Source organism: Neorhizobium sp. S3-V5DH (genome assembly GCF_004343065.1).
Taxonomy (GTDB): domain Bacteria; phylum Pseudomonadota; class Alphaproteobacteria; order Rhizobiales; family Rhizobiaceae; genus Neorhizobium; species Neorhizobium huautlense.
Genome location: NZ_SMCL01000006.1, coordinates 127,817 through 153,135 on the forward strand (window position 1 = coordinate 127,817; position 25,319 = coordinate 153,135).

Here is a 25,319-nt window from a genome sequence, read left to right on the forward strand (position 1 = left end):
CTCAGTCTTTCCGGGCGACCGCCTCGTCGAGCTCGTACCAGCCGTGTTTGCGCCTGGCCCAGAAAAGTGCTGCGGGCGGTGCGAAATCGGGATCGCCGAAGCAGCCGACGGAAACGACGAGCGCTCCCGGCATCACTTCCGCCTCCATGTAGATGAGCGTCCCGCAGGTCGGGCAGAAGATCTGGTCCATCCAGCGGCCCTCGTCGGTGAGACGCCGGAAGCGCCGCCGCTCGCCGCGGTCTTCGACGATAGCCTCCTGGTTGAACCGAGCCCGATAGGCGAAGGCAGTGCCGGTGGCGCGCTGGCATTCGAGGCAGGCGCAGGCATAAACGCGCACCGGCTCGCCGCGAAAGGAAAGTCGCAAGCTGCCGCAGGCGCAGCTCGCGGTGCGGGTGGCCGGGTGATCTGAGGCTTTGTTACCGCTCACGCAGCCACCATGAAGCGAGCGAGCATGGCAAAGTCGTCCTCCTGATGGCCCTTGGCGATCGCCGCCTCGAACAGGCTGCCGAAGGCATCTGATATTGCAGGATTGATGCCGCGGTCCCGCACAATGTCGCGCAGATGGTGGAAGGCCGCGTTATGGGCGGCGATGCTTGCCAATGTAGCCTCGTCGCCGCGGTCACGGCCATCACGGACGCGCTGCATCAGGTCTTTGGTGGCCGCATCGATGACAGGCTGGCTTTGCTTCAGGAATGTGGCATAGGTGTCCGGGTCGATCTTTTCCACGCGGGTGACGGCAAGCGCCTGAAGCGCGCCGAACAGCGTACCCCACATCTGGGCGAGGATTGCGCTGTCGAGCGCCGAGGCCGCGCCGAAATCCTCGCTCACGAAGGCGGACTTGCCACCGAGGCACATGAATAAAGCCTGGTACTGTTCGAATTGCGGTCGCGAACCGCTGTAGAGAACCAGTGTTCCCGGATCGCCGATCAGATCCGGCGTCGCCATGATCGCTCCGTCGAGATAGGCAATGCCGTTACCGGTCGCCCACTCGCCGGTTTCCCGGCCGGTCATCGGCGAACCGGAGGTAAGCTGCACCAGAAGATTGCCCTTCAGCGCCTCGGTGACGGCGGGCCGGCGCAACTGCGCATCGGATGCGGCATAGTCGAGCAGGTTGACGATCGCGATGTCCACCCCGCCGATAGCCTCTTCCGGCGTTGGCTTCGCTGTCGCGCCGAAAGCCGTGAGCGCTTCCGCCTTTTCCGCCGTCCGGTTCCAGACCTGCACCTGATGGCCATTCTGCAAAAGCGTCCTGACAAGTGCGGTGCCCATTCGGCCGGCGCCGAGAAAACCTATTGTGGTCATCTGGTAGAACTCCATATTTGCGATGCACTCTGATATGGCTGCCGGCCCAGACCGGTAAATTACGCACCTTCGGGTAAGCGGTTACGTTGAGGTTAGGAGATCAAGGATGAAACGACTGCCGGATGACGATTGCGGCTTTGCGAGCGCCCTCAATGTGATCGGCGGAAAATGGAAGACCGACATCCTCTGGGAGATCAATGTGGCGCCGCGCCGTTTCGGCGAGCTCCGGCGCATCCTGGCCGGCATCAGCGAAAAGGTCCTCGCCCAGCAGCTCCGCGAGATGGAGGCGGACGATCTGATCCGCCGCGAGGTCTTTCCGGGAAAGGTGCAGAAGGTGGAATATTCGGCGACCGATTTCGGCCGCAGCCTCAACCATGCGGTTGGCGTCATGGCGGACTGGGGCAAGGCTTATGAGATCCGCATGGCGCTGAAAGCCGAAGAGCAGGCCGAGCGGCCGATCGCGCTCAGTGCCTGAAGGCTGACCGCCTTGATACGAGCGTCATCCAGAATTGATATCGCCTCTCCCCGAATGAAAGCCCAGGAGCAGCCGCCATGCCCAGCCAGACCCGAATTGCAAACCAGCATCTGACGGTCGATGTCTCTTCTCTCGGCGCGGAAATGCAGAGCCTTGCAACCGCCGACGGCCGTTCCTGGCTGTGGAACGGCGATGCCGCCTTCTGGAACGGCCGCTCGCCGATCCTCTTCCCCATGGTCGGCAAGGCCCCGGAAAACAGGGTCAGCATTGAGGGCAGATCCTACGAGATGGCGCAGCACGGTTTTGCCCGCCGCAGCGAGTTCGATCTGGTCGCGGCAACCGAAACCATGTGCCGCTACGAATTGGCCGCTTCCGATATGACCCGAGCCGTGTATCCCTTCGAATTTCTGCTGGCGGTCGAGCACGCGCTGGACGGCCTCAAGCTCACCGTGTCGGCGGAGGTGGAAAACCGCGACACGCGGCCGATGCCCTTCGGCCTCGGCTTCCATCCGGCCTTCCTTTGGCCGCTGCCGGGAGCGGAGGGGAAGGCTCATATCGTGACGCTCGACAACGGCGCAGAACCGCCGCTCGTTCGCCTCGGCAATGGTCTGATAGACCCTGAAAGACGTGATTCCCCCTTCAAGGCAGGCCGGCTCATACTCGACCATGCCATGTTCGAGGCCGATGCGATGATCTTTCCCGAAGGCGCCGGTGAAGGTCTCGCCTATGCCGCCGAGGATGGGCCGGCGCTCAAGTTCTCCTTCGAGAACCTGCCGAACCTGGCGCTCTGGCAAAAACCCGGCGCACCCTTCATCTGCATCGAGCCTTGGCACGGCACGGCCGCCGAACTCGGCGGTTCCGACGACCTTGCCGAGCGCCCCTACAGCACCATCCTGCAGCCCGGCGCAAAGGCGCGCTTCGCATTCACGGTGGAACTGCCCGGCCGGCTCTGAGCGGCCGGTCTACCTCCCTTGGACTATTTTCCGGAAGGACGCACGCACGTATCATCTGGTCCGCATATGGGTGGAGGATGAACAGTGACCGAAGCTTCCCGGCATGACGCATGGCAGATGGGCGACAGCTACGACCTCTATATGGGTCGATGGAGCCGGAAGGTCGCGCCACGTTTCCTCGAATGGCTGCAGCCGGGCGCCAAGCTCGATTGGCTGGAGGTCGGCTGCGGCACGGGCGCATTGTCGGCGGCGATCCTCGCTACCTGCGATCCCAAAAGCCTGGCTGGCATCGACCCATCGGAGGGGTTTTTGAACAAGGCGAGAGCGAATGTGGAGGATCCTCGCGCCGAGTTCCGGGTGGGCGATGCGCAAGCCTTGTCGCTCTCTTCGCACACCATGGACATTGTCGTTTCCGGACTGATGGTCAACTTCGTACCCGACCGGCAAAAGGCGCTGCAGGAAATGGCGCGCGTTGCGAGGGCGGGTGCCACCCTGGCCTTCTATGTCTGGGATTATCCGGGCGGCGGCATGGGGTTCATGCGCGCGTTCTGGACGGCGGCCGGCGCGCTGGATGCCGCTGCCCGCGACCTCAGCGAGGACCGTCGCTTCCCCTTTTGCACGAAGGATCAACTGGCAAACCTTGCGCAGCAATCCGGATGGGCGGATGTCGAAGCGGGTGAGATCGAGGTTGCGACACGCTTTTCGAATTTCGACGACTTCTGGCGTCCCTTCACCCTGGGGGCGGGGCCGGCGCCGGGCTACTGCGTCAGCCTGCCCGCCGACCAGAGGCAAAGGCTCAGAGACAAACTGGAGACCGATCTTCCTTATGAGAGCGACGGCTCCATAGCCTTTCGGGCACGGGCCTGGGTGATCCGCGGCCGGGCTGCGTAAGAGACAGAGGCGTTCGATAAAGGCGCCGGCGATGCCGGCGCCGCCCCTGTTATTTCAGCGGCTCGAAGGTCATCGCGTGGCCGTTGATGCAGTACCGCAGGCCGGTCGGCGGCGGGCCGTCGGGAAAGACGTGACCGAGATGACCGCCGCAATTGGCGCAGCGCACCTCCGTCCGCACCATGCCGTGCGATGTATCGCGAAACTCGGTGACGGCATCCGGTTTCACCGGCTCGAAATAACTCGGCCAGCCGCAGCCTGAATCGAACTTGGTATCGGAGACGAAGAGTTCTTCGCCGCAGCCGGCGCATCGGTAGAGGCCCTTCTCCTTGCTGTTCCAGAAGGGGCCGGTAAAGGCGCGCTCGGTGCCGGCTTGCCGGAGGATGCGATACTGCTCGGACGACAACTGCTCGCGCCATTCCACATCGCTCTTGTGAACCTTGGGGGTGGTGACATCGGACATCGGCAGGATCCTTTCGTTTTCCCCATAGATAGGCATCCGCAGCCCCGGCGGAAAGCCGTGTTTCTGTGTGTTGTGCCCGGTTTTGCTTGAGGCTGGGAAAGCTTTACCCTAGAAAGCCATTTCCTTCCGAATGCTCGGGGGAATTTCTGGCGTTCAACCCGAGGAGATGACATGGCTGCCAATGTGTCGGCATTGACATTCATCGTCCTTTTTCTCCCCTTTCTGGGGGCTGTCCTCGCTCCCGGTCTCACCCGCTTGCTGGGTGACAAAGCCGCCTGGTTCCTGGCGCTCGCTCCGGCACTTGCCTTCCTGCATTTTTGCACCTTCCTGGGCGAGATTGCCGCAGGTGAAGTGGTGACCGGCGGCTATGCTTGGGTGCCGAGCTTCAACCTGTCCTTCTCCTGGTTTCTCGATGGCCTGTCGCTCACCTTCGCGCTGCTGATCACCGGTATCGGCACCCTGATCGTCGTCTATTCCGGCGGCTATATGAAAAGCCATCCGGATCAGGGGCGGTTCCTGGCATTCATCCTCCTCTTCATGGGTGCGATGCTCGGGCTTGTCGTCTCCGACAGTTTCTTCATGCTCTTCGTCTATTGGGAACTCACCTCCATCACGTCCTTCCTGCTGATCGGTTTCGATCACGAACGGGAGGCCGCCCGCCGCGCGGCTCTACAGGCGCTGGTGGTGACCGGCGGCGGCGGGCTCTGCCTGCTCGCCGGCCTCTTGTTTCTTTGGAATATCACCGGGGTCACGCAGCTTTCGCTGCTCGTCCATCTGGAAAACGGGCTGCGCGAAAGCCCGTTCTATTTGGCGACGCTTATTCTGGTTCTGGCCGGCGCCTTCACCAAATCGGCGCAGTTCCCGTTCCATTTCTGGCTGCCCAACGCCATGGAGGCGCCGACGCCGGTTTCGGCCTACCTGCATTCGGCAACCATGGTGAAGGCCGGCGTCTATCTGCTGATGCGGCTGAGCCCGGTGATGGGGCACACGCCCGCCTGGGAAATCCTGCTGCCCTTCTTCGGCGGCATCACGCTGATATCAGGTACCCTCCTTGCCATCCGGCAGACGGACCTCAAGCTGATGCTCGCCTATACCACCATGGCCTCGCTCGGCCTTCTCGTCATGCTCACCGGCTTTGGTGCGCCGCACGCGGTGGAAGCGGCGGTGCTCTATCTGGTCGCTCATTCGCTGTTCAAGGGCGCGCTCTTCATGGTCGCCGGCGCAGTGGATCACGAAACAGGTATCCGCGACGTGACGCGCCTCGGAGGATTGAAGGCGGCAATGCCGATCACCTTCGCTGCCGGATTGCTTGCGGCATTTTCCATGGGCGGGCTGCCGCTGTTTTTTGGTTTTCTTGCCAAGGAGGAGATCTACACAGCACTTGCGGCCGGAAATCCCCGCGCGGTCTTTTTCACCGCTCTTGCCGTGGTCGGCAACGCGCTGATGTTCGCGATCGCATTTGCCGTCGGGCTGAAGCCGTTTCTCGGCCCTCGCGTCGAGACGCCGAAACAGGCCCACGAAGGCCCGGCGGCGCTCTGGCTCGGGCCTGTGGTGCTGGCTGCACTCGGCCTGCTCGGGGCACTTTTCTCCGGCCTTGCTCATCGATACGTCTCATCGCCTATGGCGAGCGCCATTGTCGATCGGAGGGTCACGGTCGAGATTGCCGCCATGCCGCATGTCGGTCTGCCGCTGCTGCTTTCGCTGGTCACCATCACGCTCGGCGTGCTCGTCTACTGGCGGCTCGACACTGCCCGCGCCCTGATGGTCCGCGTGCTGGAAAACCTCGGGCCGGGGCCCGACCGCGGCTTCGATCATCTGATCTCCGGGCTGGTCCGGCTGTCCGGCGCCGTCACCCGCTTCGTGCAGCCGGGGCGGCTGGAGATTTATGTCACGGCGACCTTCATCCTGCTGGCGCTGACGCTGCTGGTTCCGCCCTTCGTCTTCGGCGAACTGCCCGGCATGCCGAACTGGCCCGAAAAAATTTTGGTTCAGGAGGCGGCCTTCCTGCTGATCGCGCTGATCGGCCTCATTGCCGTGCTTCGTGCCGCGGACAGGCTGACGGCGATCGTGTCGCTCGGCATTCAGGGATTTGCCGTCGCCGTGATTTTCCTGCTGTTCGGGGCGCCGGATCTGTCCTTCACGCAGTTCATGGTGGAAACCCTATCGGTCGTCATCCTGGCGCTGGTCATGACCCGGCTGAGGCTTTCCCCGCGCGACCACAGGCCGGTGGGACAGATGCTGCTCGACGCAGTGATTGCCGTCGCCTGCGGGCTCGGCTTCACGCTGCTGCTGTTGAAGTCGGTGGAGGCGCCGTTCGACAACCTGTTGACGGATTTTTTCAACGCCTATTCCAAGACGATTGCCCACGGCGCCAATGTCGTGAACGTCATCATCGTCGATTTCCGCGGCACAGATACGCTCGGCGAAATCGCCGTGGTCATGATCACCGGCCTTGCGGTCCTGGCCCTGATCCGGGTGAAGGCGGGCAGGCGTGTCGCTGCTGAAGATAAGCAAGGCGGTCGCCCATGAACACGCTCATCCTGCGCACTGTCGCCCCGGTGCTGACGGCGTTGATGCTTCTGTTTTCCGTTTTCGTCCTCCTGCGCGGCCATAACGAGCCCGGCGGCGGCTTCATCGGCGGGCTGATTGCCGCGTCTGCGCTTGCGATCTATGGCATTGCCTTCGGAGTTTCGGCCGTGCGCCGCGCCATCCGCTTTCATCCGATGGCGATCGCCGGGGCGGGCCTCCTGCTTGCAGCACTCTCCGGCCTGATCTCCATCTTTGCCGGCGTGCCCTTCATGACCGGCCTCTGGATTTACCCGGAAGTTCTCGGCGTGGAAGTGCCTGTCGCGACCGTCATGTCCTTCGATATCGGGGTTTATCTGGTGGTGGTCGGAGCCATCACGTCGATCGCTCTGGCGCTGGAGCAGGAAGAGTCCGAGCCGGCTGATGCCATCGGCGAACAGCCGCCTGTCCGGGTGAAAAGGCCCCGCAAACCCGCCCATAAGCCGAAAGAGAGGGGCTGATGGAAACGCCTTTTGCCATTCTGATCGGCCTGTTTTTCGCGGCCGCGATCTACCTGATGCTGTCGAAGCATACGGTGCGCATCCTGCTCGGCATCGTACTGCTCGGAAATGCCGTCAACTTGCTGCTCTTCACCACCGGCCGACTGACGCGCGAAGTGCCGCCGATCATCCCGAACGGCATGGACGCCTTGCCGGCGGGCGCCGCCAACCCGCTGCCGCAGGCGCTCATCCTGACGGCGATCGTCATCTCCTTTTCCTTCTTCGCCTTCCTTCTGGTGCTGACCTACCGCGCCTACCAGGAGCTCGGCACCGATAATACCGACGAGATGCGTCTTGCCGAACCGCGGGACGAAGAACGTCCGCCGATGGGGTATTAGAAAGCATGGTGTTGCAGGTTTCCCCTTCCAGAACCGTATCGCCCAGCGGTGCTTTTGCCCCGAGGGAGATTCTATAAATGGCCGCCCCTTCGACCGATCTCTCCGCAGCCCTTGTCCTTGCCGCGCCTGCAATCGCCGACTGGCTGGTGGTCCTGCCGGTCGTGCTGATGATCGGCGTCGGTGCGCTCCTAATGATGGTGCGCAAATCCGTGCGCCTGCACGGGACGATCGCCATCACCGGTCTGGTCCTGCTCGTTCTCCTCGATGCGGCGCTGCTCATGCGCGTTTCGATACAGGGGCCGGTCACCATGGTCATGGGCCGCTGGCTGCCGCCTTTCGGCATTGCGTTCACCGCTGATCTCTTCGGCTCGTTGATGGCACTCGTCTCGGCCGTGGTAGCGCTAGCTGCCGGTGTCTTTGCGCTCCGCGACATCGATGCCGCCGGACGCCGCTACGGCTTCTTTCCGTTTCTGATGCTGCTGATGGCAGGGGTTTCCGGGGCGTTCCTGACCGGCGACATCTTCAACCTCTATGTCTGGTTCGAAGTGCTGCTGATCTCCTCCTTCGGCCTGCTGATCCTCGGTTCTGAACCCGAGCAGATCGATGGCGCGCTGAAATATGCCGTGCTCAATCTGATAGGCACGACGCTGTTCCTGATCGCCGTCGGTTATCTCTATGCAATCTTCGGCACGCTCAACATGGCCGATATCGCCGGCAAGGCATCGGGGCTCAGAGTGACTGCCCCGCTCGTCACGCTGACGGCGCTCTTCATTCTCGCCTTTGCCATGAAGGCCGCGGCTTTCCCGGTGAATTTCTGGCTGCCAGCCTCCTATCACACGCCGCGCATCGTGGTGTCGGCGCTGTTCGGCGGCCTGCTGACAAAGGTCGGCATCTATGCGCTGATCCGCGTCACCGTCATGCTCTTTCCCGTCGAGCGGGAGGAACTGAGTTTCATCGTCGCGATCTCCGCCGCGCTGACCATGGTCATCGGCGCTCTGGGCGCTTTGGCGCAGAACGATCTGCGCCGGCTCGTCGGCTATGTGGTGATTGTGGGTATCGGCAATATGTTGGCTGGGGTCGCGATCGGCACGCCGGCGGCCGTCAGTGGATCGATCCTCTACGCGCTGCACTCGGTGGTGACGATGACGGCGCTCTACCTGGTGGCGGGCGAAGCGGCACGGCTCGGCGGCGTCTGGACCCTCTCTGCTCTTGGCGGGCTTTATCGCGGTGCACCATGGTTTTCCGCAGCCTCGCTGACCCTTTTCCTGGCCGCCGCCGGTCTGCCGCCCCTGTCGGGGCTCTGGCCAAAACTGGTGCTTCTCAAGGCTTCTCTCGATATCGGCGCCTGGTGGCTCGCCGCAGCCATCCTGCTTTCCGCCTTCATCGTCACCATGGCGCTTGCCCGCGTCTTCCTGCTCGCCTACTGGCGGCCGCGGTCCGAGCCGGTGCTTGAGATTGTTCCCGAACCGGTGACCGCAATCGACTGGCGGATCGCCTGGCCGCTCGGCTGCCTGACGGCGCTTTCCATTCTTTTCGGTCTGTTTCCGGAGACGGTACTGGATCTTTCGCAGAGAGCCGCAGCGGGCCTTGCCGAGCCGTCGGCCTATATCGGGTCGGTTTTCCCCGGGGGTGCCGCGCCGTGACCACCTATATCCTCTCGCTGGTCTTTGCCGTCGTCTGGGTCGCCGTCACCGGCAGCGGCACGTTGCACAATCTCATCTTCGGTTTCGCGCTTTCCACCTTGTCGCTGTGGATCGTTCGCGAACAGATGAGTGCCCGCGGCTACTGGCGGCGGATGGGCCGCATCCTGTCCCTGCTTGTCCTGTTCTTCAAGGAACTGGCGCTCTCGGCCTGGAAGGTCGCCGTCCTGGTGATGAGCCCGCGAATGGAATTGAAGCCGGGCATCTTTGCCTATCCGCTGACGGTCGACCGGGATTTCGAGATCACCCTGCTTGCCAATCTCATCACGCTGACGCCCGGAACGCTTTCCGTCGATGTGTCGGCGGACCGCAAGACGCTGTTCGTCCATGCAATCGACTGCTCGGACCCTGAGGCGACCAGGCGCGACATTGCCACCGGTTTCGAAAGGAAGATCATGGAGGCCTTCCGATGACGGCACAGACGATCCTCTCTTCGGCCCTCTGGCTGGCGCTTGTGGTGCTTGGCCTTTCCTTCGTGCTGACCGTCTGGCGCGTCATCAAGGGACCGACGCTTCCTGATCGGGTGGTGGCGCTCGACATGCTGGTCGGCATCGTGATCGGCTTTATTGCTCTTATCGCCATCCGCACCGGCTTCACGCTCTATATCGACATCGCCATCTCCCTCGGCCTGGTCGGTTTTCTGGCGACCGTCGCCTTCGCCCGCTTCATCCTGGCGCGTGGCAGGGGTGAAGAAGCGCCCGAGGCGAAGGCGAGCCCGGTGATGCCCGCTCCGCCCCCGGCGCAAAAAACCAAGCTGGCGCGCAGCCGCAAGCCGGGCGCCGGCCCCGCCTTCAGTCGAAAGGCAAAAAAATGATCGCGGTGTTGATCGCCCTGCTGACCGCTCTTCTTATCCTGGTCGGTGCAGGATTTGCGCTGGTGGCCGCAATCGGCATCAACCGGTTGCCGGACGTCTATACCCGCATGCACGCAGCATCCAAGGCGGGCACTGTCGGTTCCGGTCTCATGCTTCTGGCGGTCGCCCTGCATGCCGGCGATCTTTCGACCCTTGCGCGGGCGCTGGCAGGTTTCTTCTTCTTCGTCCTGACAGCGCCGATTTCGGCCCATCTGCTCGCCATGGCGGCACACAAGATGGGTTATCCTCTGCATGAGCAATCCGTTCGGGATGACCTGAACGATCACCAAAACTGAATATAACCCGTCACAAAACGAGTTATAAGCTTGTCATAATTGAGGAAATCACCGTCTATACGTCAGTAATGCTGATTTAGGGCGTCTATAGCCGATAGAAAGCCCTGTATCCGAAAAATTTCTCACTTGGACATTGAGGCGAGCGGTGGTACTTCATTTCAAGTAGAGTGCAGATGTTGTTCGAGATTAGACGTCCCCATCGCCAATAGGGCAAAGACAGCAAGTTCTTCAAGTGGAAGAACACACAGTAGCTGGTCGCAGGGCAGGTTTCAATCGAAAGCAATATCCGGTGAAAATCGGCTTTTCTTCCGCATGAAGCTTAGGGGTAGGCTTCGGTCGCAAGACGGTGCGGGGCAAGGGGGTTTTCTCCGAAAGACTCTACGAACGGCAGGATCTGCGGAGGTCGCAGAGCCTGCCATGACGTTGAACAGGAGACAACAAATGACAGAAATCGCATTGGGCAAAGGCCAGGATCTGCTGGTGGAATTGACCGCAGATATCGTGGCTGCCTATGTGAGCAACCACGTGGTCCCCGTCAGTGATCTTTCCAATCTGATCGCAGACGTACACTCGGCGCTGAGCAATACCTCGTCGCCCGCTCCGGTGATTACGGCCGTCGAAAAGCCGAAGCCGCCGGTTCCGATCAAGAAGTCGATCGAGGACGACTATCTGATCTGCCTTGAGGACGGTCAGAAGTTCAAGTCGTTGAAGCGGCACCTCATGACCCACTACAACATGACACCGGAAGAGTATCGTGAGAAGTGGGGCCTGCCGGCCGATTATCCGATGGTAGCGCCCGCATACGCGGAAGCTCGTTCGAGACTTGCCAAGGAAATGGGCCTTGGACAACGCCGCAAGCGCGGCAAGGCCTGATCCGGAACTCCGGTCAGGCATGGGAGGATTTTAATCTCGTCCGAAAGGAACCGATCGCGCAAACGACGGGCGGATGAGTTGTATGCCCGAGCGGTATACGGACTAAGGCCGGGCCATCGTGCCCGGTTTTTTCCTGGCTTGAACGAGGAGGATAAATAGAGGAAAAAAATCCCATTTCCTTTCAAGCATTTGCAAAAAATCATAATGTTTTCAGCTGACAATTTTCGGACTCGCGATTTATATGTCCTCACTCTTGCTCTAAGGTGTATGAATTAATTCCTATTCATTGAGGAGTTGTCATGCCTTTGGAGAAACATTTCGAGCCGCAGGTTCCGCAGGGCGGCCGCCTTCCGGCCTTCGACGCACCGGCCGATCCGTCCCGGCTTCCCGCCAGCATGCCGATCAGGACCGCATGCCGAATCGTCCGCCAGATGGTTGCAGAATTGATCCTTTTGTTCGGCGACCGGCTGATGCTGCGCCGCGACCGCCGCCGCTGCGCCTGCCATGCGCGCCAGATTGCCACGTATGTGTGCCACGTTTCGCTTCAAATCCCCATGCGCGATATCGGACATGCTTTCGGGCGCGATCGCACCACGGTCGGCCATGCCTGCCATGTCGTGGAAGATCGCCGCGACGACGCGGCCTTCGATAATTTCGTCTCCGCGATCGAGCGGATCGCCACTGCCGTCTTTGGCCTGTCGGAAGTGCTGTCTCATGATTGAAAGGGCATCCAATCCTGCATCGAGGAAACAACTTCTCAGGCTGATCCGCCAACTGGCCCGCGGCGACTGCGGTATTCAAAGGACGCAGGGCGGCGAAATCAGGCTCTTAGGCGCCGAGGAGCGGCTTTATCCGGAGGCCGTGGTATCGCAGGCACGCTCCCTCGGCCTGGTGCATCTGTCTGCGACGCGAATCTCCGCCACTGCCGAAGCCTCCGCCTTTCTGCGCCGGTCGTTGGTGACGGGCGAGGAGGCGTTCATCGAGCAGCATGGCGAGTTCGCCATTGCCTCGGCGGAGGTGGAGGGCGCACGCCAGCCGGTTCGCCGCAATCTTCTGGAATCTCCGCTGGGGGTAGTCGCCCGGCTGAAGGACCGCGACGGCAAGGACTTTCTTCCTGCGGAGGCGATCGATGCGGGCGAGCGGCTGTTGTCCGACTTCACCCGCGGCCAGCTTCAGCCGCGCGTCACATCGTCCTGGGAGCCGCGTCTGGCGACCCGGACGAAGGGCCAGGCGGGCGGGCAGGCGGAAATCGCCGACAGCGCGATGGCGGCACGGATCCGGTTCTCCAAGGCGGTGGATGCCATGGGGCCGGAATTATCAGGCGTGGCGGTGGATGTATGCTGCTTCTCCAAGGGACTGGAGACGGTGGAGCGTGAACGCCAGTGGCCGGCGCGTTCGGCCAAGCTAATGCTCAGGACCGCACTTCTGGTGCTTTCCCGCCACTATGCGCCCCCGCAAGCGCCCAATCCTCGCAAAAGCCACCATTGGGGCACGGAGGACTACCGGCCGGAGCTGTGATTTCGCGGATGATGCTGGGGGTCTTGTGGTCGAATTGACTTCCTGGGAGAAGCGAATATTCAATCGCTTCTCAACCCAGGGGTAAGCAATGAAATACACTATTGCGGCTTTGTCTGCCGCCATGATCGCACTGTTGTTTTCAGATTGCGCAGTAGCCGACGACAGCTTCAAACGCCGGTCGGTGTCCAGAACGGTGCTCAGCGGCGAGCGCACCAAGCTCGGCCAGCACTGGCATATCAACAACGACTGTAGCCTCGCCGATGTCCCGGCTACTCGTATTGTTCAGGCACCCAAGCATGGTCGTCTCGAGATCGTGCGCCAACCCATCTTTCCGGATGCAAAGGGTAAACTAGAGAAGTGCCGGACGGTCAAGGTGATGGGGCTGGTTGCCTACTATACGGCCAAACGCGGTTATGTCGGCAAAGACAGGTTTGTATTGCGCGCGCCATTCGGGGATGGAAGGATAGCGGACACCACGATGAACGTAACCGTTCTGAAATAGTCAAGGCATGCCTCGTTCCTCAAGTGGGGAGGCCGGCGCCTTACGCAGCCACCTTCATCTTCGCCTCTTCGCGAATGCGTTTGACCATGGACCTAAGCCCGTTGGCCCGCTGCGAGGAGAGGTGTTCGACGAGCCCGATGCGGTCGAAGATCTCGATCGCGTCCGTCGCCGCGATCTCGGAGGCGCGCTTGCCCGAATAGACGGCGAGCACGATGGCGACGAGGCCGCGCACGATATGGGCGTCCGAATCGCCGTCGAAAGTCATCACCGGATCCGCCCCGCCGTCGATATGGCTCACGAGCCAGACCTGGCTGGCGCAGCCTTGCACCTTGTTCTGGGAGGTCTTCTGGTCGTCGGCAAGGTCGGGCAGGGCCTTGCCCAGTTCGATCACATAGCGGTAGCGGTCCTCCCACTCGTCGAGGAAGGCGAAATCATCGAGGATCTGTTCGAGACTGGCCATGGGCGCTCCGCAATTACCTGCGCTCCATATAGTTATTGACTGTCGGTATGGAAGAAAAAAATGCGCCGTGAGGAGTTCATTCCTCACGGCGTCAGCAAAAAGCCGAATAGCAGGGCAGGCAGTCCGGCGCCGGGAACCGAGGCAACGGAGCCCGGCGCAAGCTTTAAAATTCGTTGTGAAGGCGCCAGCGTTCAGTGTGCCGGGCGCTTCTGGGGCACCGGTACGGTGCCGGTGAAGATGGTGTCGGAGGCCGCGGCGGCCGCGCTCTCGAGAGGTTTCGCCGGGAAAGGCGTTGGCTGCGGGTCGGCAAGCACGGCGGTGTCCAGTGCGGGCTTGCTGCTGCCGAACTGCCTGTCGAGGAGTTCAAAGGCTACGCGAGCACCTTCCTTGGCCCTGACGCCGAGCGCCGAGAAGGTCTCCGCACCCTTTTCGCAAACATCCGGTTTTTCGGCGCAGATGGCGCTGACATATTGATAGGCTTCGGTTGCTGCGGCAAAAGCGTCACTGACCTCAAGCGCCGAGGCGCCCTGGGTTTCGGTCGCCGGGCGGCTGCTGAAATAGGAAAGCACCACCAGCACGGCTGCAAACCAAACACTTCCCTTGATGAGAAACCACATCGTCCTGTCCACCTGTTTTTCCCGCAAGGTTTAGCGGGCTGCCGGGTCTGTGCCGGTCTTGAACATGGTTGTATCGGCCGGAAGCAAATATGGCTTTGACGCAGCCGTTCGCATTTTCGGCAAATTTATCTAAAATTCGAACGATCGCCTCTCCAGTGTGGCATCCGCGGACACGTCCGTTAGAAGTTTAATGATCGATGTTAAGCATAATTGCGGCAGCTCCGCCGAAAGCCTTGGGCTTGCCGTGCCTCCCGCTGCCACAAAAGTTAACAGAACCAGAAAAATCAAGCCAAATCCGTCGCTTACCCGCCGTTAACCACAAGCAGAGAACGGTCGGCCAATATGTCCCAAAGCCGGATTTGGGGCCTTCCGGCCGGGGTGCCGACCCCTATTTTTATCCTTTCCTTAAGCCGCCGGGACCTATTGTCGGCCTTGTCGAATTTATCTGTTCAGGGTTTTGCGTGCGCGTATTGAGTAACATTGCCGGGAAGGCGGTTCTGCTGGTCGACAAGACCGCAATCCGCTGGCTGACCCGCCTTGGCGAAGGCGAGGAAGCCCGCGTCGGCGATATCGCACGGCTGCGGCGTCTGGTCTTTGCCTGCGCCGCCGCGCTGGTCGTCGTGCCGCCTGCGTTGACCATGCTTCTTGCGCCGGCATTGGCGCTGCCGGTCGGGGTCGCCCTGGTGCTCTCGCTCTTCCTTCTCTGCGTCGCGGCCGCCTTTGCCTTCCCGCGCCCCGTGGCGGTTTCCGTCGCGGCCGCGCAGCCGGATGACGTGCTGTTCGATGCCTGCCCCGGTCTGTCGGTGATTCTCGACTTGCACGGCCATGTCGTGAAGACGGGCGGACGGGACCGCTGCGGCTTTCCCGTAAACCTGCGCGAAGCGGCCGGCCAGTCGCTTGCCGAACTCGTCCACGTGTCCGATCGGATCGGCCTTATCCAGGCGTTCGATGCCTTGCGTCAGGGAGCGGCAAGCGCTGTCGCCGATATCCGCATCGAGCGGCCCTTTTCCTCCGCCGGGCGCCAGTTCCTGCCCGTCCGTTTCGACATGACCGCCATCCGCGACGGCGAGGGCCAGGTTCTCTACGTCTTTGCGCAGGCACGCGACGTTTCGGACGAGCAGGACCTGCATGCCAAGGCCGCCGCCCATGTGGCCGAGGCCCGTTCCGCCCATGAAGCCAAGTCGCGGTTTCTTGCAGCGGTCAGCCACGAGCTGCGCACGCCGCTGAACGCCATCCTCGGTTTTTCCGATGTGCTGGCGGGGGAATATTTCGGCCGGCTCGCGAACGACCGCCAGCGCGAATATGTCGGGCTGATCCGCCAATCGGGCGCGCATCTGCTGTCCGTCGTCAACACCATGCTCGACATGTCGAAGATCGAGGCTGGCCGCTACGAGCTCCTGGCCGAGCCCTTCTCGCTTGCGGAGGCGATGGAAGCCTGCCGCGCCATGCTGGATCTGACGGCCCGCGAAAAAGGCATCACCTTGACGAGCCGCGCCTCGCGGAGCCTTGGCGAAGTGGTAGCGGACCGCCGCGCCGTGCAGCAGATTCTGATCAACCTCGCCGGCAACGCGATCAAATTTACCGGCCACGGCGGCGTCGTCTCCATTGATGCCATGATGTCGGGCGATGACGTGGTGATTTCGGTGAGCGACACGGGTATCGGCATCGCCGCCGAGAAGCTCGAATTCATTGGACAGCCGTTCATGCAGGTTGAAAACGCCTATACCCGCTCGTACGAAGGAACCGGCCTCGGTCTCTCGCTGGTCAAGGGACTGGTGGCGCTGCATGGCGGCCGCTTCTCGATCACCAGCCGGCCGGGCGAGGGGACGGTGGTCACCGTCGCGCTTCCGGTCGACGGCTCGGGGATCGATGGCACACCGGGCGAATTGCATGAGGAGATTGAATTCCCGCCGCGGCTGCAGGCAGTCCGGCAGGCGCCCATGATGGACGAACAGGATTTTGCCGATGACCGCGCGAAAGCGAAAATCGCCTGACAGGAAAAAAGCCGTCCGGCAACCGGGTCTTCTGTCGAACCTCGCTTCGGCGGCGGGGCGCGCGGCCCTGCGCCATCCAAAACCTCTGTTCGGCTTTGCAACCCTTGGCATCGTTTTCAGCTTCGTTGCCGCCAATGCGCTGTGGTATCAGCCGGGCGGTCATCCTGCACCCTTCCTGGCCACCCGCGATGCCGATGACCCGAATGCGATCGCCGGCTACCGGCCAGTGCGGCGCACCGCGCCCGCCGACACGACGACCTTCCGGATCGAACGCGCAAGCCCCGCGGTAACAGCGCCGTCTGTTGCTGTACCCGTTTCCGAGCCGGTCGCCGCTCCGGTCCCGGCCATGCCGCCGGCTCCGCGTCCGCAGACCGCCGCACCTCTTCCTGCCGCCCCCATGACCCCGAAGCCCGCTCCGGTCGAAACCGCCAGGGCGCCGGCTCCCGCCTCGGTCAAACCGGCCCAGCCGGCGCCGGCGCCAATACAGAAGGCTGCCTTGCCGCGCCGGCCGGCACAGAATGCCGGCGTCCGGAGCGAAGACCCGGTGGCGGCGGCAATCCGTGCCGCCGAGCGCCTTCCGTCCATGACGCCGCCTGCCGAAATCCCCAATGCTCGCCGGGTGGCCGGGTCCATCCCCGCTGCCGCCCGGCCGCCAGCCGCAGTTCCCGCCGCTGTCCGGCCGTCCGCGGCGACATCGCCTTCGACGGATCTGGTGCTGCAGATCCAGCGGGGGCTCTCCAACATTGCCTATGCGGATGTGGAAGTCGACGGTGTTGCCGGCGAACAGACCAAGGCGGCCATCCGCCGCTTCGAAAAGCACTATCGTCTACCGGAAACCGGCGAACCGAACGCCATGGTGCTGAAGAAGCTCAAATCGATCGGCGCCCTGTAGCGGCTTTGCATGCGCAGCCCGACGGAAACAATCGGGCGGGCTCCTGGTGTCGGGCCTTCACCCCCGTGGCGGTCAGGCCTTTTCGACGGCGGCGGTCAGCTTGTGAATTTCCAGAGACAGTTGATCCTGAGTATATGGTTTTCCCAGCCTTGCGACATCGAGGTCCAGGCCCGGCGGAAGTTCGGCATAGCCCGACGCAATGACAATCGGCAGCCCGGGAACGATTTGGCGGGCTGCTTTGGCAAGCTCGGCGCCGGTCATCCCCGGCATCGAATAATCCGTAATCATGATGTCGAAACCATCGTGCTCTGTGAGGCGGGCAAGCGCCTCGTGCCCGGAATGGGCTTCGACCACATGGTGCCCGAGATCGCTCAGCATGTCGGCGGAACTCATGGCGATCAAAGCGTCGTCATCGACCAGTAGGATCCGTTTCGGCCCTACGGGGTTCACTGCGTCGTTCGGCGTCATTTGGCTTTGTTCCTGTTCCGGAGCGGACGATGTCGAGATGGGTACCCACAGCTGGGCTGTCGTGCCCTTGCCGGGTATGCTCGATAATTTTAGCGCCCCTTTTAGCTGCAAGGCCAGACCGTGGATCATCGAAAGCCCCAGCCCCGTCCCCTTGCCCAGTTCCTTGGTGGAAAAGAACGGTTCGATTGCCTTTTGCAGGGTCTCCTCGTCCATTCCATGGCCCTCGTCGGCAACGGAAAGAACGACATAGCGCCCGGCAGCGAGCGTATCCGTTCCTGAAAGCTGCTCCGTTTCGTTGAGTTCTATACGGATCCTCCCGCCATCCGGCATCGCGTCCCTCGCGTTGACGGCGAGGTTAAGAAGTGCCAGCTCCACCTGATTGGCATCGGCCGATACGAGAGGGAGCTGGTCGGGAGCAACAACCTCGATCGAAACCGTGGAGCCGACGGAGCGCGCCAGCAGATCCTTCATCCCCACCACGAGGCCCCCGAGATCGACAGGGCCTATGCGAAGGTCCTGCCGGCGGGCGAATGCAAGCAATCTTTGTGTGAGCGAGGCGCCACGCTTTGCACCCTGCAACGCGCCGTCGATGAGCCGGATTGCCTTGATGTCTTCGCCTACATGCTTGCGGAGAAGCTCGAGGTTGCCAAGCACGGCCATCAGGAGGTTGTTGAAGTCGTGAGCGACGCCGCCTGTGAGCTGGCCTATGGCCTCCATCTTCTGCGCCTGGCGAAGCTGCTCCTCCGCCAATTCACGCTGGTTCATTTCGGCCATCACCTGGGCATGGGCCTCTTTAAGTTCTCGCGTGCGTTCCGCGACCTTTTCTTCCAGGACCTCGTTGAGATGCCGCTGGTGTTCTTCCGCCTTCAGTCGTTCGGTGATATCGGCCGACACGCCCACCAGCCTGATCGCGCTGCCCATGCGATCCCTGTAGAGCTGGGCCCGAATTTCCGCCCAGTGAATGGAGCCGTCCTTCCATACGGTCTTGTATTCGATGGAATAGTCCGAGCCCGTCGCAATCGCAGTCCTGACTGCAGACTGCACACGTTCGAGATCGTCCGGATGAGTGGCGGCCAAGAATTCGTCATAAGTGAAGCGATCTTCGGGATCACGGCCGAAAATCCGTTTACAGGTGGACGACGTCGTCAGCTCGTTGGTTGCAAGATCCAGCTCCCAGGCACCCAGGCGTCCCGCCTCCAGCGCCGTTTGGAGGCGCCGCTCGCCTTCATCCAGGGCCTCCATCCTGAGGCGGGCTTCGTATTGCCGTCGCCTTCCCCGCATGGCGGAGCGGGCCACGCTGATGAACGTCGTCGCGTGAAAAGGGCGTTCCACGAAGCTCACATTGCCCAGCACCTCCAACAGACGGGCCGCTGCGGGATTGCGTTCGGGGCCGCCGCCCCGGGCTGTGAGGATGATAAACGGCAAGTCCGACCAGCTCGGCTGATGCTCGATCCATGAGGCGAGGGAACGCAGATCGGCGGAACGCAGGGCCTCGTCCGTAATCACGGCAAAAGCGACGTCGTCGTTTAGGCTAGCGACGAAGGCGGAAAGATCCGGGGCCGCCGTGGACGCAATCCCCGCTTCCTGCAGAAGCGAAGCTGCAATCTGCGCATCCCGTCCGAGCGGTGCGTGAATCAGGCCTATGGCCTCTCGGTTAGGAATGGTGGCCGTCCTCGTCTGAGCTTTCTAACAAAGGCTTGCTCTTGCCTACGAATGTCGGTACGCCGCGCAAGATACCCTGAAAATCGGAAAGCGGCTCACCCAAAGTTAGCCCTTTTTCGCCGATTCGAAATTCACGAATAGTCTCCTCGTGTTTACCCGTCCGCTTCTTGATAACGGAAACGGCGCGGCGAACTCGGCCGTGGGCCTCGAAATACCGAAGCAGGATAACGGTGTCAGCCAGATAAGTGACATCTACCGGCGACTTCATGTCGCCGACCAAACCATGCTGCGCAACGGTCAGGAATGTATTGCATCCTTGCCGGTTCAGATACTGAAGCAGTTCGTGCATGTGGAGAATCAATGCATTCTCTTCCGGCATGGACGCCTGATAGCCATTGACGCTGTCAATGATCACGGCCTTGGCATCGAAGCTGGCGACGCGATCCCTGACGCGGTGCGCGAACTCCCCTGGGGACAGTTCGGCAGCATCCAACTGCTCGATGTAAAGGGAGCCGTCGTCGCGCATCTTTTCAAGATCGAGCCCCATTGATTTTGTGCGCGAAAATAGAAGGCCCAATTCTTCGTCAAAGATAAAAATTGCCGCTTTCTCTCCGCGTTTGATCGCGGCGTCGATAAACTGCAACGCGAAGAGACTCTTACCCGCCCCCGCCGGACCGATCAGAAGCGTGCTGGAACCCCGCTCTATTCCTCCGCCGAGCAATTCGTCGAACTCGCGGACACCGCTCCTAAGCGTCATCCGCTGGAAGCCCATCTTATGCTCGATAGCGCGCAGGCGCGGGAATACCGCCACGCCGCCGGTCTTGATCACGAAGTCGTGGTAACCGCCGCGAAAAGACTGCCCGCGATACTTTACGACCCGCAGCCGCCGGCGTTCCGATCCGTAGTCTGGAGCAAGCTGCTCAAGGTGTATGACGCCGTGGACAACGCTGTGCACGGTCTTGTCCATGTTCTCCGCAGTCATGTCGTCAAGAAGTAGCACTGTTGCGTCGGAACGGGAGAAAAAGTGCTTCAGTGCTAGAATCTGCCGACGGTAACGCAGAGAACTCTGGGCAAGCAGCCGGATTTCGGAAAGGCTGTCGATGACGACCCTGGCCGGTTTCGCTCGCTCGAAGGCCTGGAATATCAGTTTGGTCGTCTCTCCCAGCTCAAGGTCGGACGAATATAGAAGGCTTTGCTGCTGATCGGCATCAAGCAGGCTTTCGGGGGGCACGAGTTCGAAAATCTCGATCTGCTCGGCAATTTCTATGCCGTGGGACAGGGCGCTGTCGCGTAACTCCTCCTCGGTTTCGGAGAGGCTTATATAAAGGCAACGTTCTCCCAGTTCGGCGCCTTGCATGAGGAACTGCAACGCGATTGTTGTCTTCCCCGTGCCCGGGGAGCCTTCAAGCAGGAACACATGACTTCGGGTGAGACCGCCGGACAATATATCGTCCAGTCCTTGCACGCCGGTCTTGGCTTTCTTACTCAAAACTTCGTTCATACTTCCTCCTTGGTCGGAGAAAAGAACTAGCGCGGACTTATTTGGTTGCAAGCCGGGCATGTTTCCGTCGTGAAAATTATAACGGTACTGTCTGACCTCGCGCCGGCTTTTCGGGCAGCAAGCGGCCCCAACATCTTAAATCCGGAAGGCTAACGGAACCTCGGGGAGATCCACAAGTTCGCGGAAGAACGGAAGGGCAGGAGCACACTGGTCATGCAGCCGCAAGAACGAACATTCCCCATGAGTGCCGGCATCCTGTTCGGCGTCGGCCTTGGAGGCTTTTTAGACGGCATCGTCCTGCACCAGGTGCTCCAATGGCATCATATGCTCAGTTCCCGGTATCCGATCTTAACCATTGAAGACCTGGAGCTGAACACGCTTTGGGACGGCATATTCCATAGCAGCACGTATCTCTTCGTCGCAGCAGGGCTGTTCATCCTCTGGCGCCACGCCCACCGCCGACACCTGTACTGGTCCAGCAAGCTCCTTATTGGCACTATGCTGATTGGTTTCGGTGCCTTCAACTTCATCGAGGGATTGATTAACCACCAGCTGCTCGGCCTCCATCGCGTCAATGAAACCGTGGCTGAGGCCCACCGTATCTACTGGGATATCGGATTTTTAATCTGGGGCGCGATCATGGTCATCATAGGCTGGCTGCTCCTTCGTGCCGGTAAGAAGGAGCCGTGGGCACAGCAGACGATGGCGCAATAAGAAGGTCAGCTGATAAGCTCCGAGTCACGGAAACCGGACCTTTCTGCTCTATTCGGGCGTCACGATGCGAATGGGGCGTGTGCCGATCGGAGCGCCGGTCGAGCGGTCGATAGTGACGGGATCGATCTCCGTTCCCGTCTCGGCGTCGAAAAACCGGGTTACCTGCCCCCCGCCGCGATGCTTTCGTCCCCACGCGCCGATTGCGAACAGGACCGGAAGAAAGTCGCGCCCGGCCGTCGTCAGCACATACTCATCCCGCGGCGGCCTCTCGGAGTAGCGGCGCTTTTTCAGCAACCCTTCGTCGGTGAGTGCCGAAAGCCGGCGGGTCAGGATCGTCGGCGCGATGCCGAGGCTTTTGCGGAACTCGTCAAAGCGGGTGAGCCCCGCATGGGCGTCCCGCAGGATCAGCATGCTCCATGCATCCCCCATCAATGCGAGGCTGCGGGCGATCAGGCATGGTTGGTCCAAAAGATCTTGCATGTCGATATCTTTTTGATAGTGACTTACTTTCGAAATGATAGTAACTAGCTTTGCATAGATGTTCCACTGAAAAATGAAAGCTGAGACAGATGAGCAAGACAAAACACGGCGTCGCCCTGGTCACGGGCGCTTCCTCCGGTATCGGGTTGGCGACGGCGCGAGCGCTGCAGCGTGAGGGATATCGGGTATTCGGGACCAGCCGGAAGGCCGTGCCGGACGCAGCAAGCGGGATAACGATGCTGGTCTGTGACGTGACGGACGAGGAGTCCGTACGGCGGATGGTGGCGGACGTGGTGAGCCAAGCCGGCCGCATAGACCTGCTCGTCAACAACGCCGGCAGCGGCCTGATCGGCGGCGCAGAGGAATCCTCGGTTGATCAGGCGAAGACCCTGTTCGAAGTCAACGTCTTCGGCGTAATGCGCGTTACCAATGAAGTCCTGCCGGTCATGAGGCGTCAGGGCGGCGGCCGTATCATCAATATGTCCTCGGTGGTCGGCTTCCTTCCAAGCCCGTTCAGCGCCCTCTATTCCTCGACCAAACACGCGATCGAAGGCTATTCCGAATCGCTCGATCACGAAGTCCGTACCGACGGAATCCGCGTCCTGCTCGTCGAACCCGCATTCACCCGTACATCCTTCGAGCAAAACGCAACCCAGCCGGATCGGATGCTCGGCATCTACGAGAAGGCGCGTGCATCGATGAATGCGGTCTGGAACAGCGCCATCGAGACGGGCGACGCGCCGGAAACGGTCGCCGCCACCGTCGTTACCGCCGCCGCCGCCACATCGCCGAAACTCCGTTACCCCGCCGGCAAGCGGGCGCGCCGGCTTCGTCTTCTGCGACGCCTCGTTCCGTCAAGCGCCTTCGACCAGAGCCTGCGCAAGCAAATGAACTTACCCGTCTGAGAGCTGCCTTGGTATCAACCTGCTCCGAGCCTGCTTTCTTCCACCTCCGAGCGCGCTACGCCTTTTGACCGATCCGTCATTCTGCTGCCATGACATGCAGGGGCAACCGGACCATTCTCTCACGGGTGAAGCAGTTCACATCCGAAGCAAGGGAGGAATACCGCGATGTCAACGAAGTTACTGCAGGCTATCGCTCTAAGCGCCGCGATGGTGCTCGCCGGCGCGGGCTTCTCTGCGAGTTACGCGTGCGGAGAGGGCGAATGCGAGCCGCCGCCGGAACCCACCTCCAAGGGAAATAACGGGTGGGGACAGGAAAAGAACCAGGGTGTCCATGACGGGATCAACGCCGGTAGCGACAATGGTGGCACGGCGGACTCGAAATTTGCAAGTACTGACAGATAGGCGACTTACACCGGACTCGGCGGCGCAGCTGCCCCCGCGCCGCCGATTGCATTCCACTGCGGTGCAGCACCATATCGGGCAAGACCGGCGGATTGCTCAGCTCTGATAACCACGTACTCCAAGTGATACCGGAGCATTCCTGATTGAGTCCTGCCGCTCACCCGTCATCAATGCACTTCAGCTGAACGTCGGGAAAAGGCCCTGCAGCACGTCGTGGGAGGTGATTGTCGCGAAGACAAAGCCGGTTTCGTCGGCAATCGCGATGGCCTTGAGAGTCAGCTCCTCGCCGCTCCTCAGACAGTCCGCAGCGATATCACGCATGCCGAAGAAGGTCTCGAGAACGGCTTTCTCGACGGAAGGAAAATCAATCCCTTCCACATCGTGAATGAGACCCCTCTGCTCGTCTACGTGAAGAAAAAATTTCATGTCGCTACGCCCCTCCTCTTGAGCCTCACGTGTCGCCGAACGGCTGCTGGATAGCCCGATTGGCTGAGGCAAGTTGGAAGAGTCATCCCTCCCGTGCAATTCAGCCTAAAGAGGTAGGCAAACCGCCGAAGGAAGATGTTTTGCCTTGGAAATCGGCAGTTCTGCCGCTGTTTGAGGTAAATCCTGCGTGACGTATCACGCCCTGGCGAGAAGGGTGTAGGAATGAATTTCTTTGTGGGGCGGCAAATGGTCCGCGGTCATGAATTTATTTTCATTGCTGCGGGATAGAGGAAATGGGCTTCTATTTATTAGCATGAGCTACGTTGCCGACCGCAAACGGAAGACCGCTTTCCGGCCCTTCTAGCTCGGATGATCGAGCCCGCTTCCTCTGGTCATTAGCTGTGGAAAACCCTCGTGGCGCCTGCCGCGCGCGCAGCTGGAGACGGCGATTGCGGCCGGACTTTTCTGAAGTCGAGGTGATCCGGCCGCAATCGGGATCAGAATACCGCGAGATATTTCAGGAGCGAGATGATGCCGATCAAAATGACGATGATGCGCGCAATCTGTTTTGCGCGGCCGTCGATCGGCAGGCGTGCGATGAGATAGAGAACCAGAACGATCACCAGGAAGGTGATCAGAATGCTGATCAGGACGGAAGTACCCAAGCCCCAACTCCTTTTTGAAGACAATGCCTTATGGCACGAGGCTTTAACTATGGTGCGGCGCAGGAAAGGAAAGGGGGAGCGGTCGAGGTCGTGCAGGCGTCGAAAGGCCTCAGACCGCCTCGGCTCCAAGCTCGAAAGCCCAGTGGATAAGGCGGCCCTTCAGTGTCCGGTCTTCCAGATAACCCGTCAGTTCCTCGCTGATCTCCTCCAGCCGTCTGATCTCGAAGTCCGCGTCCGAGTAAGCGTTCCAGGCGGCCTGAAGGCTTTTGGTTCCGTGGCTGCCGTGTTGAAGCGTGAACCAGATGCGGTTCCTGATCTTGTCGAGATCGGCCGCCCGGCCGACCCATTGCTGGTCGGTGGCGAGGCAGCGGATCGCATAAATGCCCGCGGGCGCCTTTCTTTTCTTGTAGGCGGCGATTGCCGCTTTTCTGTCGGTAATGGTCATATCGGTTTCCTCATTTGAGATCCGCAATATCACCCGGATTAAATTATTGCAATATTATACCCGGGTAAAATACGCCTCCTCATTTGCGTCGGGCGATGAACCGCCGTAAGAGGGGGAATGCGTCTGAAATCCCATATCTTCGTCTCCGCCCTGATCCGCCGCGTCTTCGGGCTCGGTGGTTTTGCCGCCGTCGAGAAGAAAGGCGCGGAGGAAGCGGGCGCCATCTTCATCCGCCATCGCTTTCGCGATGGGTCGGAAACACTCTATGCCCCGGCACCGCAGAACTTCTTCGGCGAGGACGACGGGCAGCGCAAATTCGAGGTGAGGGCGGAAAAGGCCGAGCCGGACGCGGTCCGCGAGATCTTGTCGCGCGAGCTGCGTTTCGATCCGGACCTCTGGCTCGTGGAACTGGAGACCGAAGACGTTACCGATCTTTTCGAGGTGGTGAAGCCGGCCTGATCT

30 protein-coding genes and 1 pseudogene are annotated in these 25,319 nt (G+C 61.1%); 20 read left to right on the forward strand and 11 right to left on the reverse strand.

The genetic code is table 11. The features are described 5' to 3' along the window. Position 1 precedes the first annotated feature (1 nt). Both EDE09_RS11995 and EDE09_RS12000 read right to left on the reverse strand, forming a co-directional pair. On the reverse strand, positions 2–427 hold the full coding sequence (locus tag EDE09_RS11995; protein ID WP_132410609.1) for a GFA family protein: 426 nt from the start codon (positions 425–427) through the stop codon (positions 2–4). Beyond that, positions 424–1,302 carry an NAD(P)-binding domain-containing protein gene (locus EDE09_RS12000; protein WP_165924161.1) on the reverse strand — a complete coding sequence of 293 codons (879 nt, stop codon included), beginning with the start codon at positions 1,300–1,302 and terminating at the stop codon, positions 424–426. Before EDE09_RS12000 ends, EDE09_RS11995 begins: the two co-directional genes overlap by 4 nt. Before the next feature lie 106 nt (positions 1,303–1,408). On the opposite strand from EDE09_RS12000, the gene EDE09_RS12005 reads away from it, so the two are divergent. From EDE09_RS12005 to EDE09_RS12015, 3 genes are all read left to right on the forward strand, one after another. Continuing rightward, a complete protein-coding gene (locus tag EDE09_RS12005) occupies positions 1,409–1,777 on the forward strand; it encodes a helix-turn-helix domain-containing protein (RefSeq protein WP_105371704.1) in 369 nt (122 codons plus the stop codon). Positions 1,778–1,854: 77 nt separating this feature from the next. Beyond that, a complete protein-coding gene (locus EDE09_RS12010; RefSeq protein ID WP_132410613.1) occupies positions 1,855–2,730 on the forward strand; it encodes an aldose 1-epimerase family protein in 876 nt (291 codons plus the stop codon). A gap of 84 nt (positions 2,731–2,814) precedes the next feature. Next, a complete protein-coding gene (locus tag EDE09_RS12015) occupies positions 2,815–3,621 on the forward strand; it encodes a class I SAM-dependent methyltransferase (protein WP_207914835.1) in 807 nt (268 codons plus the stop codon). Between the two features lie 49 nt (positions 3,622–3,670). Here EDE09_RS12015 and msrB read toward each other — a convergent pair whose 3' ends face one another. Beyond that, positions 3,671–4,081: a peptide-methionine (R)-S-oxide reductase MsrB gene (gene msrB, locus EDE09_RS12020; protein WP_132410615.1), complete on the reverse strand. Its 411-nt coding sequence runs from the start codon at positions 4,079–4,081 to the stop codon at positions 3,671–3,673. A 171-nt stretch (positions 4,082–4,252) separates the two neighbouring features. On the opposite strand from msrB, the gene EDE09_RS12025 reads away from it, so the two are divergent. The 11 genes and pseudogenes from EDE09_RS12025 to EDE09_RS12075 all read left to right on the forward strand — a co-directional run bounded on the left by EDE09_RS12025 (position 4,253) and on the right by EDE09_RS12075 (position 13,226). Then, entirely contained in the window at positions 4,253–6,610 is a 2,358-nt protein-coding gene (locus EDE09_RS12025; protein ID WP_132410617.1) for a putative monovalent cation/H+ antiporter subunit A, read from the forward strand. Next, positions 6,607–7,023 (forward strand): annotated as a pseudogene (locus EDE09_RS12030) (Na+/H+ antiporter subunit B); the annotation flags it as partial. The gene EDE09_RS12025 and the pseudogene EDE09_RS12030, both read left to right, overlap by 4 nt. Before the next feature lie 83 nt (positions 7,024–7,106). Further along, positions 7,107–7,484 (forward strand): Na+/H+ antiporter subunit C, encoded by a 378-nt coding sequence (locus EDE09_RS12035; protein ID WP_105371699.1) that lies wholly within the window; start codon positions 7,107–7,109, stop codon positions 7,482–7,484. A 77-nt stretch (positions 7,485–7,561) separates the two neighbouring features. Then, positions 7,562–9,127: a Na+/H+ antiporter subunit D gene (locus tag EDE09_RS12040; protein ID WP_132410619.1), complete on the forward strand. Its 1,566-nt coding sequence runs from the start codon at positions 7,562–7,564 to the stop codon at positions 9,125–9,127. Beyond that, a complete protein-coding gene (locus tag EDE09_RS12045; protein ID WP_112802759.1) occupies positions 9,124–9,597 on the forward strand; it encodes a Na+/H+ antiporter subunit E in 474 nt (157 codons plus the stop codon). Before EDE09_RS12040 ends, EDE09_RS12045 begins: the two co-directional genes overlap by 4 nt. After that, the gene (locus EDE09_RS12050) at positions 9,594–9,998 is read left to right on the forward strand and encodes a cation:proton antiporter (protein ID WP_132410621.1); all 405 of its coding nucleotides are present in this window, start codon (positions 9,594–9,596) and stop codon (positions 9,996–9,998) included. The genes EDE09_RS12045 and EDE09_RS12050 overlap by 4 nt, the downstream gene beginning before the upstream one ends. Next, positions 9,995–10,333: a monovalent cation/H(+) antiporter subunit G gene (mnhG, locus tag EDE09_RS12055; RefSeq protein WP_105371695.1), complete on the forward strand. Its 339-nt coding sequence runs from the start codon at positions 9,995–9,997 to the stop codon at positions 10,331–10,333. Before EDE09_RS12050 ends, mnhG begins: the two co-directional genes overlap by 4 nt. Before the next feature lie 441 nt (positions 10,334–10,774). After that, complete coding sequence (locus tag EDE09_RS12060; protein WP_105371694.1) at positions 10,775–11,206, forward strand: MucR family transcriptional regulator; 432 nt, start codon at positions 10,775–10,777, stop codon at positions 11,204–11,206. Between the two features lie 299 nt (positions 11,207–11,505). Continuing rightward, a complete protein-coding gene (locus EDE09_RS12065) occupies positions 11,506–11,928 on the forward strand; it encodes a helix-turn-helix domain-containing protein (RefSeq protein ID WP_348631317.1) in 423 nt (140 codons plus the stop codon). Further along, on the forward strand, positions 11,921–12,724 hold the full coding sequence (locus EDE09_RS12070; protein WP_132410623.1) for a DUF6456 domain-containing protein: 804 nt from the start codon (positions 11,921–11,923) through the stop codon (positions 12,722–12,724). Before EDE09_RS12065 ends, EDE09_RS12070 begins: the two co-directional genes overlap by 8 nt. 88 nt (positions 12,725–12,812) lie before the next feature. Continuing rightward, on the forward strand, positions 12,813–13,226 hold the full coding sequence (locus tag EDE09_RS12075; RefSeq protein WP_132410625.1) for a hypothetical protein: 414 nt from the start codon (positions 12,813–12,815) through the stop codon (positions 13,224–13,226). A gap of 40 nt (positions 13,227–13,266) precedes the next feature. Here EDE09_RS12075 and EDE09_RS12080 read toward each other — a convergent pair whose 3' ends face one another. Further along, entirely contained in the window at positions 13,267–13,686 is a 420-nt protein-coding gene (locus EDE09_RS12080; protein ID WP_112802767.1) for a SufE family protein, read from the reverse strand. 191 nt (positions 13,687–13,877) lie between these two features. Further along, entirely contained in the window at positions 13,878–14,303 is a 426-nt protein-coding gene (locus EDE09_RS12085; protein WP_132410734.1) for a DUF5330 domain-containing protein, read from the reverse strand. 461 nt (positions 14,304–14,764) lie between these two features. On the opposite strand from EDE09_RS12085, the gene EDE09_RS12090 reads away from it, so the two are divergent. Beyond that, positions 14,765–16,297, forward strand: coding sequence for a PAS domain-containing sensor histidine kinase (locus EDE09_RS12090; protein ID WP_165924162.1), 1,533 nt, complete (start codon positions 14,765–14,767; stop codon positions 16,295–16,297). Continuing rightward, a complete protein-coding gene (locus EDE09_RS12095) occupies positions 16,269–17,189 on the forward strand; it encodes a peptidoglycan-binding domain-containing protein (RefSeq protein ID WP_132410629.1) in 921 nt (306 codons plus the stop codon). The genes EDE09_RS12090 and EDE09_RS12095 overlap by 29 nt, the downstream gene beginning before the upstream one ends. A 72-nt stretch (positions 17,190–17,261) precedes the next feature. On the opposite strand, the gene EDE09_RS12100 is transcribed toward EDE09_RS12095, so the two are convergent. Together EDE09_RS12100 and EDE09_RS12105 are read right to left on the reverse strand one after the other, a co-directional pair. After that, the gene (locus tag EDE09_RS12100) at positions 17,262–19,319 is read right to left on the reverse strand and encodes a response regulator (RefSeq protein WP_281033650.1); all 2,058 of its coding nucleotides are present in this window, start codon (positions 19,317–19,319) and stop codon (positions 17,262–17,264) included. After that, positions 19,312–20,820: an ATPase domain-containing protein gene (locus tag EDE09_RS12105; RefSeq protein WP_112802777.1), complete on the reverse strand. Its 1,509-nt coding sequence runs from the start codon at positions 20,818–20,820 to the stop codon at positions 19,312–19,314. Before EDE09_RS12105 ends, EDE09_RS12100 begins: the two co-directional genes overlap by 8 nt. 213 nt (positions 20,821–21,033) lie before the next feature. Here EDE09_RS12105 and EDE09_RS12110 point away from each other — a divergent pair, with 213 nt between their 5' ends. After that, positions 21,034–21,534, forward strand: a complete 501-nt coding sequence (locus tag EDE09_RS12110) for a DUF2243 domain-containing protein (protein WP_132410633.1) — start codon at positions 21,034–21,036, stop codon at positions 21,532–21,534. 48 nt (positions 21,535–21,582) lie between these two features. On the opposite strand, the gene EDE09_RS12115 is transcribed toward EDE09_RS12110, so the two are convergent. Continuing rightward, positions 21,583–22,014, reverse strand: a complete 432-nt coding sequence (locus EDE09_RS12115; RefSeq protein WP_112802780.1) for a helix-turn-helix domain-containing protein — start codon at positions 22,012–22,014, stop codon at positions 21,583–21,585. 89 nt (positions 22,015–22,103) lie between these two features. Between EDE09_RS12115 and EDE09_RS12120 the strand changes: the two genes are divergently transcribed. Both EDE09_RS12120 and EDE09_RS12125 read left to right on the forward strand, forming a co-directional pair. Continuing rightward, positions 22,104–22,919, forward strand: coding sequence for an oxidoreductase (locus tag EDE09_RS12120; RefSeq protein ID WP_132410635.1), 816 nt, complete (start codon positions 22,104–22,106; stop codon positions 22,917–22,919). 165 nt (positions 22,920–23,084) lie between these two features. Further along, positions 23,085–23,321: a hypothetical protein gene (locus tag EDE09_RS12125; RefSeq protein WP_105371680.1), complete on the forward strand. Its 237-nt coding sequence runs from the start codon at positions 23,085–23,087 to the stop codon at positions 23,319–23,321. A 177-nt stretch (positions 23,322–23,498) separates the two neighbouring features. On the opposite strand, the gene EDE09_RS12130 is transcribed toward EDE09_RS12125, so the two are convergent. The 3 genes from EDE09_RS12130 to EDE09_RS12140 form a co-directional block, all read right to left on the reverse strand. Further along, positions 23,499–23,747, reverse strand: a complete 249-nt coding sequence (locus tag EDE09_RS12130) for a hypothetical protein (protein WP_105371679.1) — start codon at positions 23,745–23,747, stop codon at positions 23,499–23,501. Positions 23,748–24,244: 497 nt separating this feature from the next. Further along, positions 24,245–24,412 (reverse strand): Thivi_2564 family membrane protein, encoded by a 168-nt coding sequence (locus EDE09_RS12135; RefSeq protein WP_105371678.1) that lies wholly within the window; start codon positions 24,410–24,412, stop codon positions 24,245–24,247. A gap of 109 nt (positions 24,413–24,521) precedes the next feature. Continuing rightward, on the reverse strand, positions 24,522–24,857 hold the full coding sequence (locus EDE09_RS12140) for a GIY-YIG nuclease family protein (protein ID WP_132410637.1): 336 nt from the start codon (positions 24,855–24,857) through the stop codon (positions 24,522–24,524). Positions 24,858–24,974: 117 nt separating this feature from the next. On the opposite strand from EDE09_RS12140, the gene EDE09_RS12145 reads away from it, so the two are divergent. Continuing rightward, positions 24,975–25,316: a DUF1491 family protein gene (locus EDE09_RS12145; RefSeq protein WP_132410639.1), complete on the forward strand. Its 342-nt coding sequence runs from the start codon at positions 24,975–24,977 to the stop codon at positions 25,314–25,316. Positions 25,317–25,319 lie beyond the last annotated feature (3 nt).

Bases quoted from the DNA above. Each gene is read 5' to 3' on its own strand.
- EDE09_RS12000 (WP_165924161.1), bottom strand. From the start codon at position 1,302: ATGACCACAATAGGTTTTCTCGGCGCCGGCCGAATGGGCACCGCACTT.
- EDE09_RS12005 (WP_105371704.1), top strand. From the start codon at position 1,409: ATGAAACGACTGCCGGATGACGATTGCGGCTTTGCGAGCGCCCTCAAT.
- EDE09_RS12010 (WP_132410613.1), top strand. From the start codon at position 1,855: ATGCCCAGCCAGACCCGAATTGCAAACCAGCATCTGACGGTCGATGTC.
- msrB (WP_132410615.1), bottom strand. From the start codon at position 4,081: ATGTCCGATGTCACCACCCCCAAGGTTCACAAGAGCGATGTGGAATGG.
- EDE09_RS12025 (WP_132410617.1), top strand. From the start codon at position 4,253: ATGGCTGCCAATGTGTCGGCATTGACATTCATCGTCCTTTTTCTCCCC.
- EDE09_RS12035 (WP_105371699.1), top strand. From the start codon at position 7,107: ATGGAAACGCCTTTTGCCATTCTGATCGGCCTGTTTTTCGCGGCCGCG.
- EDE09_RS12040 (WP_132410619.1), top strand. From the start codon at position 7,562: ATGGCCGCCCCTTCGACCGATCTCTCCGCAGCCCTTGTCCTTGCCGCG.
- EDE09_RS12050 (WP_132410621.1), top strand. From the start codon at position 9,594: ATGACGGCACAGACGATCCTCTCTTCGGCCCTCTGGCTGGCGCTTGTG.
- mnhG (WP_105371695.1), top strand. From the start codon at position 9,995: ATGATCGCGGTGTTGATCGCCCTGCTGACCGCTCTTCTTATCCTGGTC.
- EDE09_RS12060 (WP_105371694.1), top strand. From the start codon at position 10,775: ATGACAGAAATCGCATTGGGCAAAGGCCAGGATCTGCTGGTGGAATTG.
- EDE09_RS12065 (WP_348631317.1), top strand. From the start codon at position 11,506: ATGCCTTTGGAGAAACATTTCGAGCCGCAGGTTCCGCAGGGCGGCCGC.
- EDE09_RS12070 (WP_132410623.1), top strand. From the start codon at position 11,921: ATGATTGAAAGGGCATCCAATCCTGCATCGAGGAAACAACTTCTCAGG.
- EDE09_RS12075 (WP_132410625.1), top strand. From the start codon at position 12,813: ATGAAATACACTATTGCGGCTTTGTCTGCCGCCATGATCGCACTGTTG.
- EDE09_RS12080 (WP_112802767.1), bottom strand. From the start codon at position 13,686: ATGGCCAGTCTCGAACAGATCCTCGATGATTTCGCCTTCCTCGACGAG.
- EDE09_RS12085 (WP_132410734.1), bottom strand. From the start codon at position 14,303: ATGTGGTTTCTCATCAAGGGAAGTGTTTGGTTTGCAGCCGTGCTGGTG.
- EDE09_RS12095 (WP_132410629.1), top strand. From the start codon at position 16,269: ATGACCGCGCGAAAGCGAAAATCGCCTGACAGGAAAAAAGCCGTCCGG.
- EDE09_RS12105 (WP_112802777.1), bottom strand. From the start codon at position 20,820: ATGAACGAAGTTTTGAGTAAGAAAGCCAAGACCGGCGTGCAAGGACTG.
- EDE09_RS12110 (WP_132410633.1), top strand. From the start codon at position 21,034: ATGCAGCCGCAAGAACGAACATTCCCCATGAGTGCCGGCATCCTGTTC.
- EDE09_RS12115 (WP_112802780.1), bottom strand. From the start codon at position 22,014: ATGCAAGATCTTTTGGACCAACCATGCCTGATCGCCCGCAGCCTCGCA.
- EDE09_RS12120 (WP_132410635.1), top strand. From the start codon at position 22,104: ATGAGCAAGACAAAACACGGCGTCGCCCTGGTCACGGGCGCTTCCTCC.
- EDE09_RS12125 (WP_105371680.1), top strand. From the start codon at position 23,085: ATGTCAACGAAGTTACTGCAGGCTATCGCTCTAAGCGCCGCGATGGTG.
- EDE09_RS12130 (WP_105371679.1), bottom strand. From the start codon at position 23,747: ATGAAATTTTTTCTTCACGTAGACGAGCAGAGGGGTCTCATTCACGAT.
- EDE09_RS12140 (WP_132410637.1), bottom strand. From the start codon at position 24,857: ATGACCATTACCGACAGAAAAGCGGCAATCGCCGCCTACAAGAAAAGA.
- EDE09_RS12145 (WP_132410639.1), top strand. From the start codon at position 24,975: ATGCGTCTGAAATCCCATATCTTCGTCTCCGCCCTGATCCGCCGCGTC.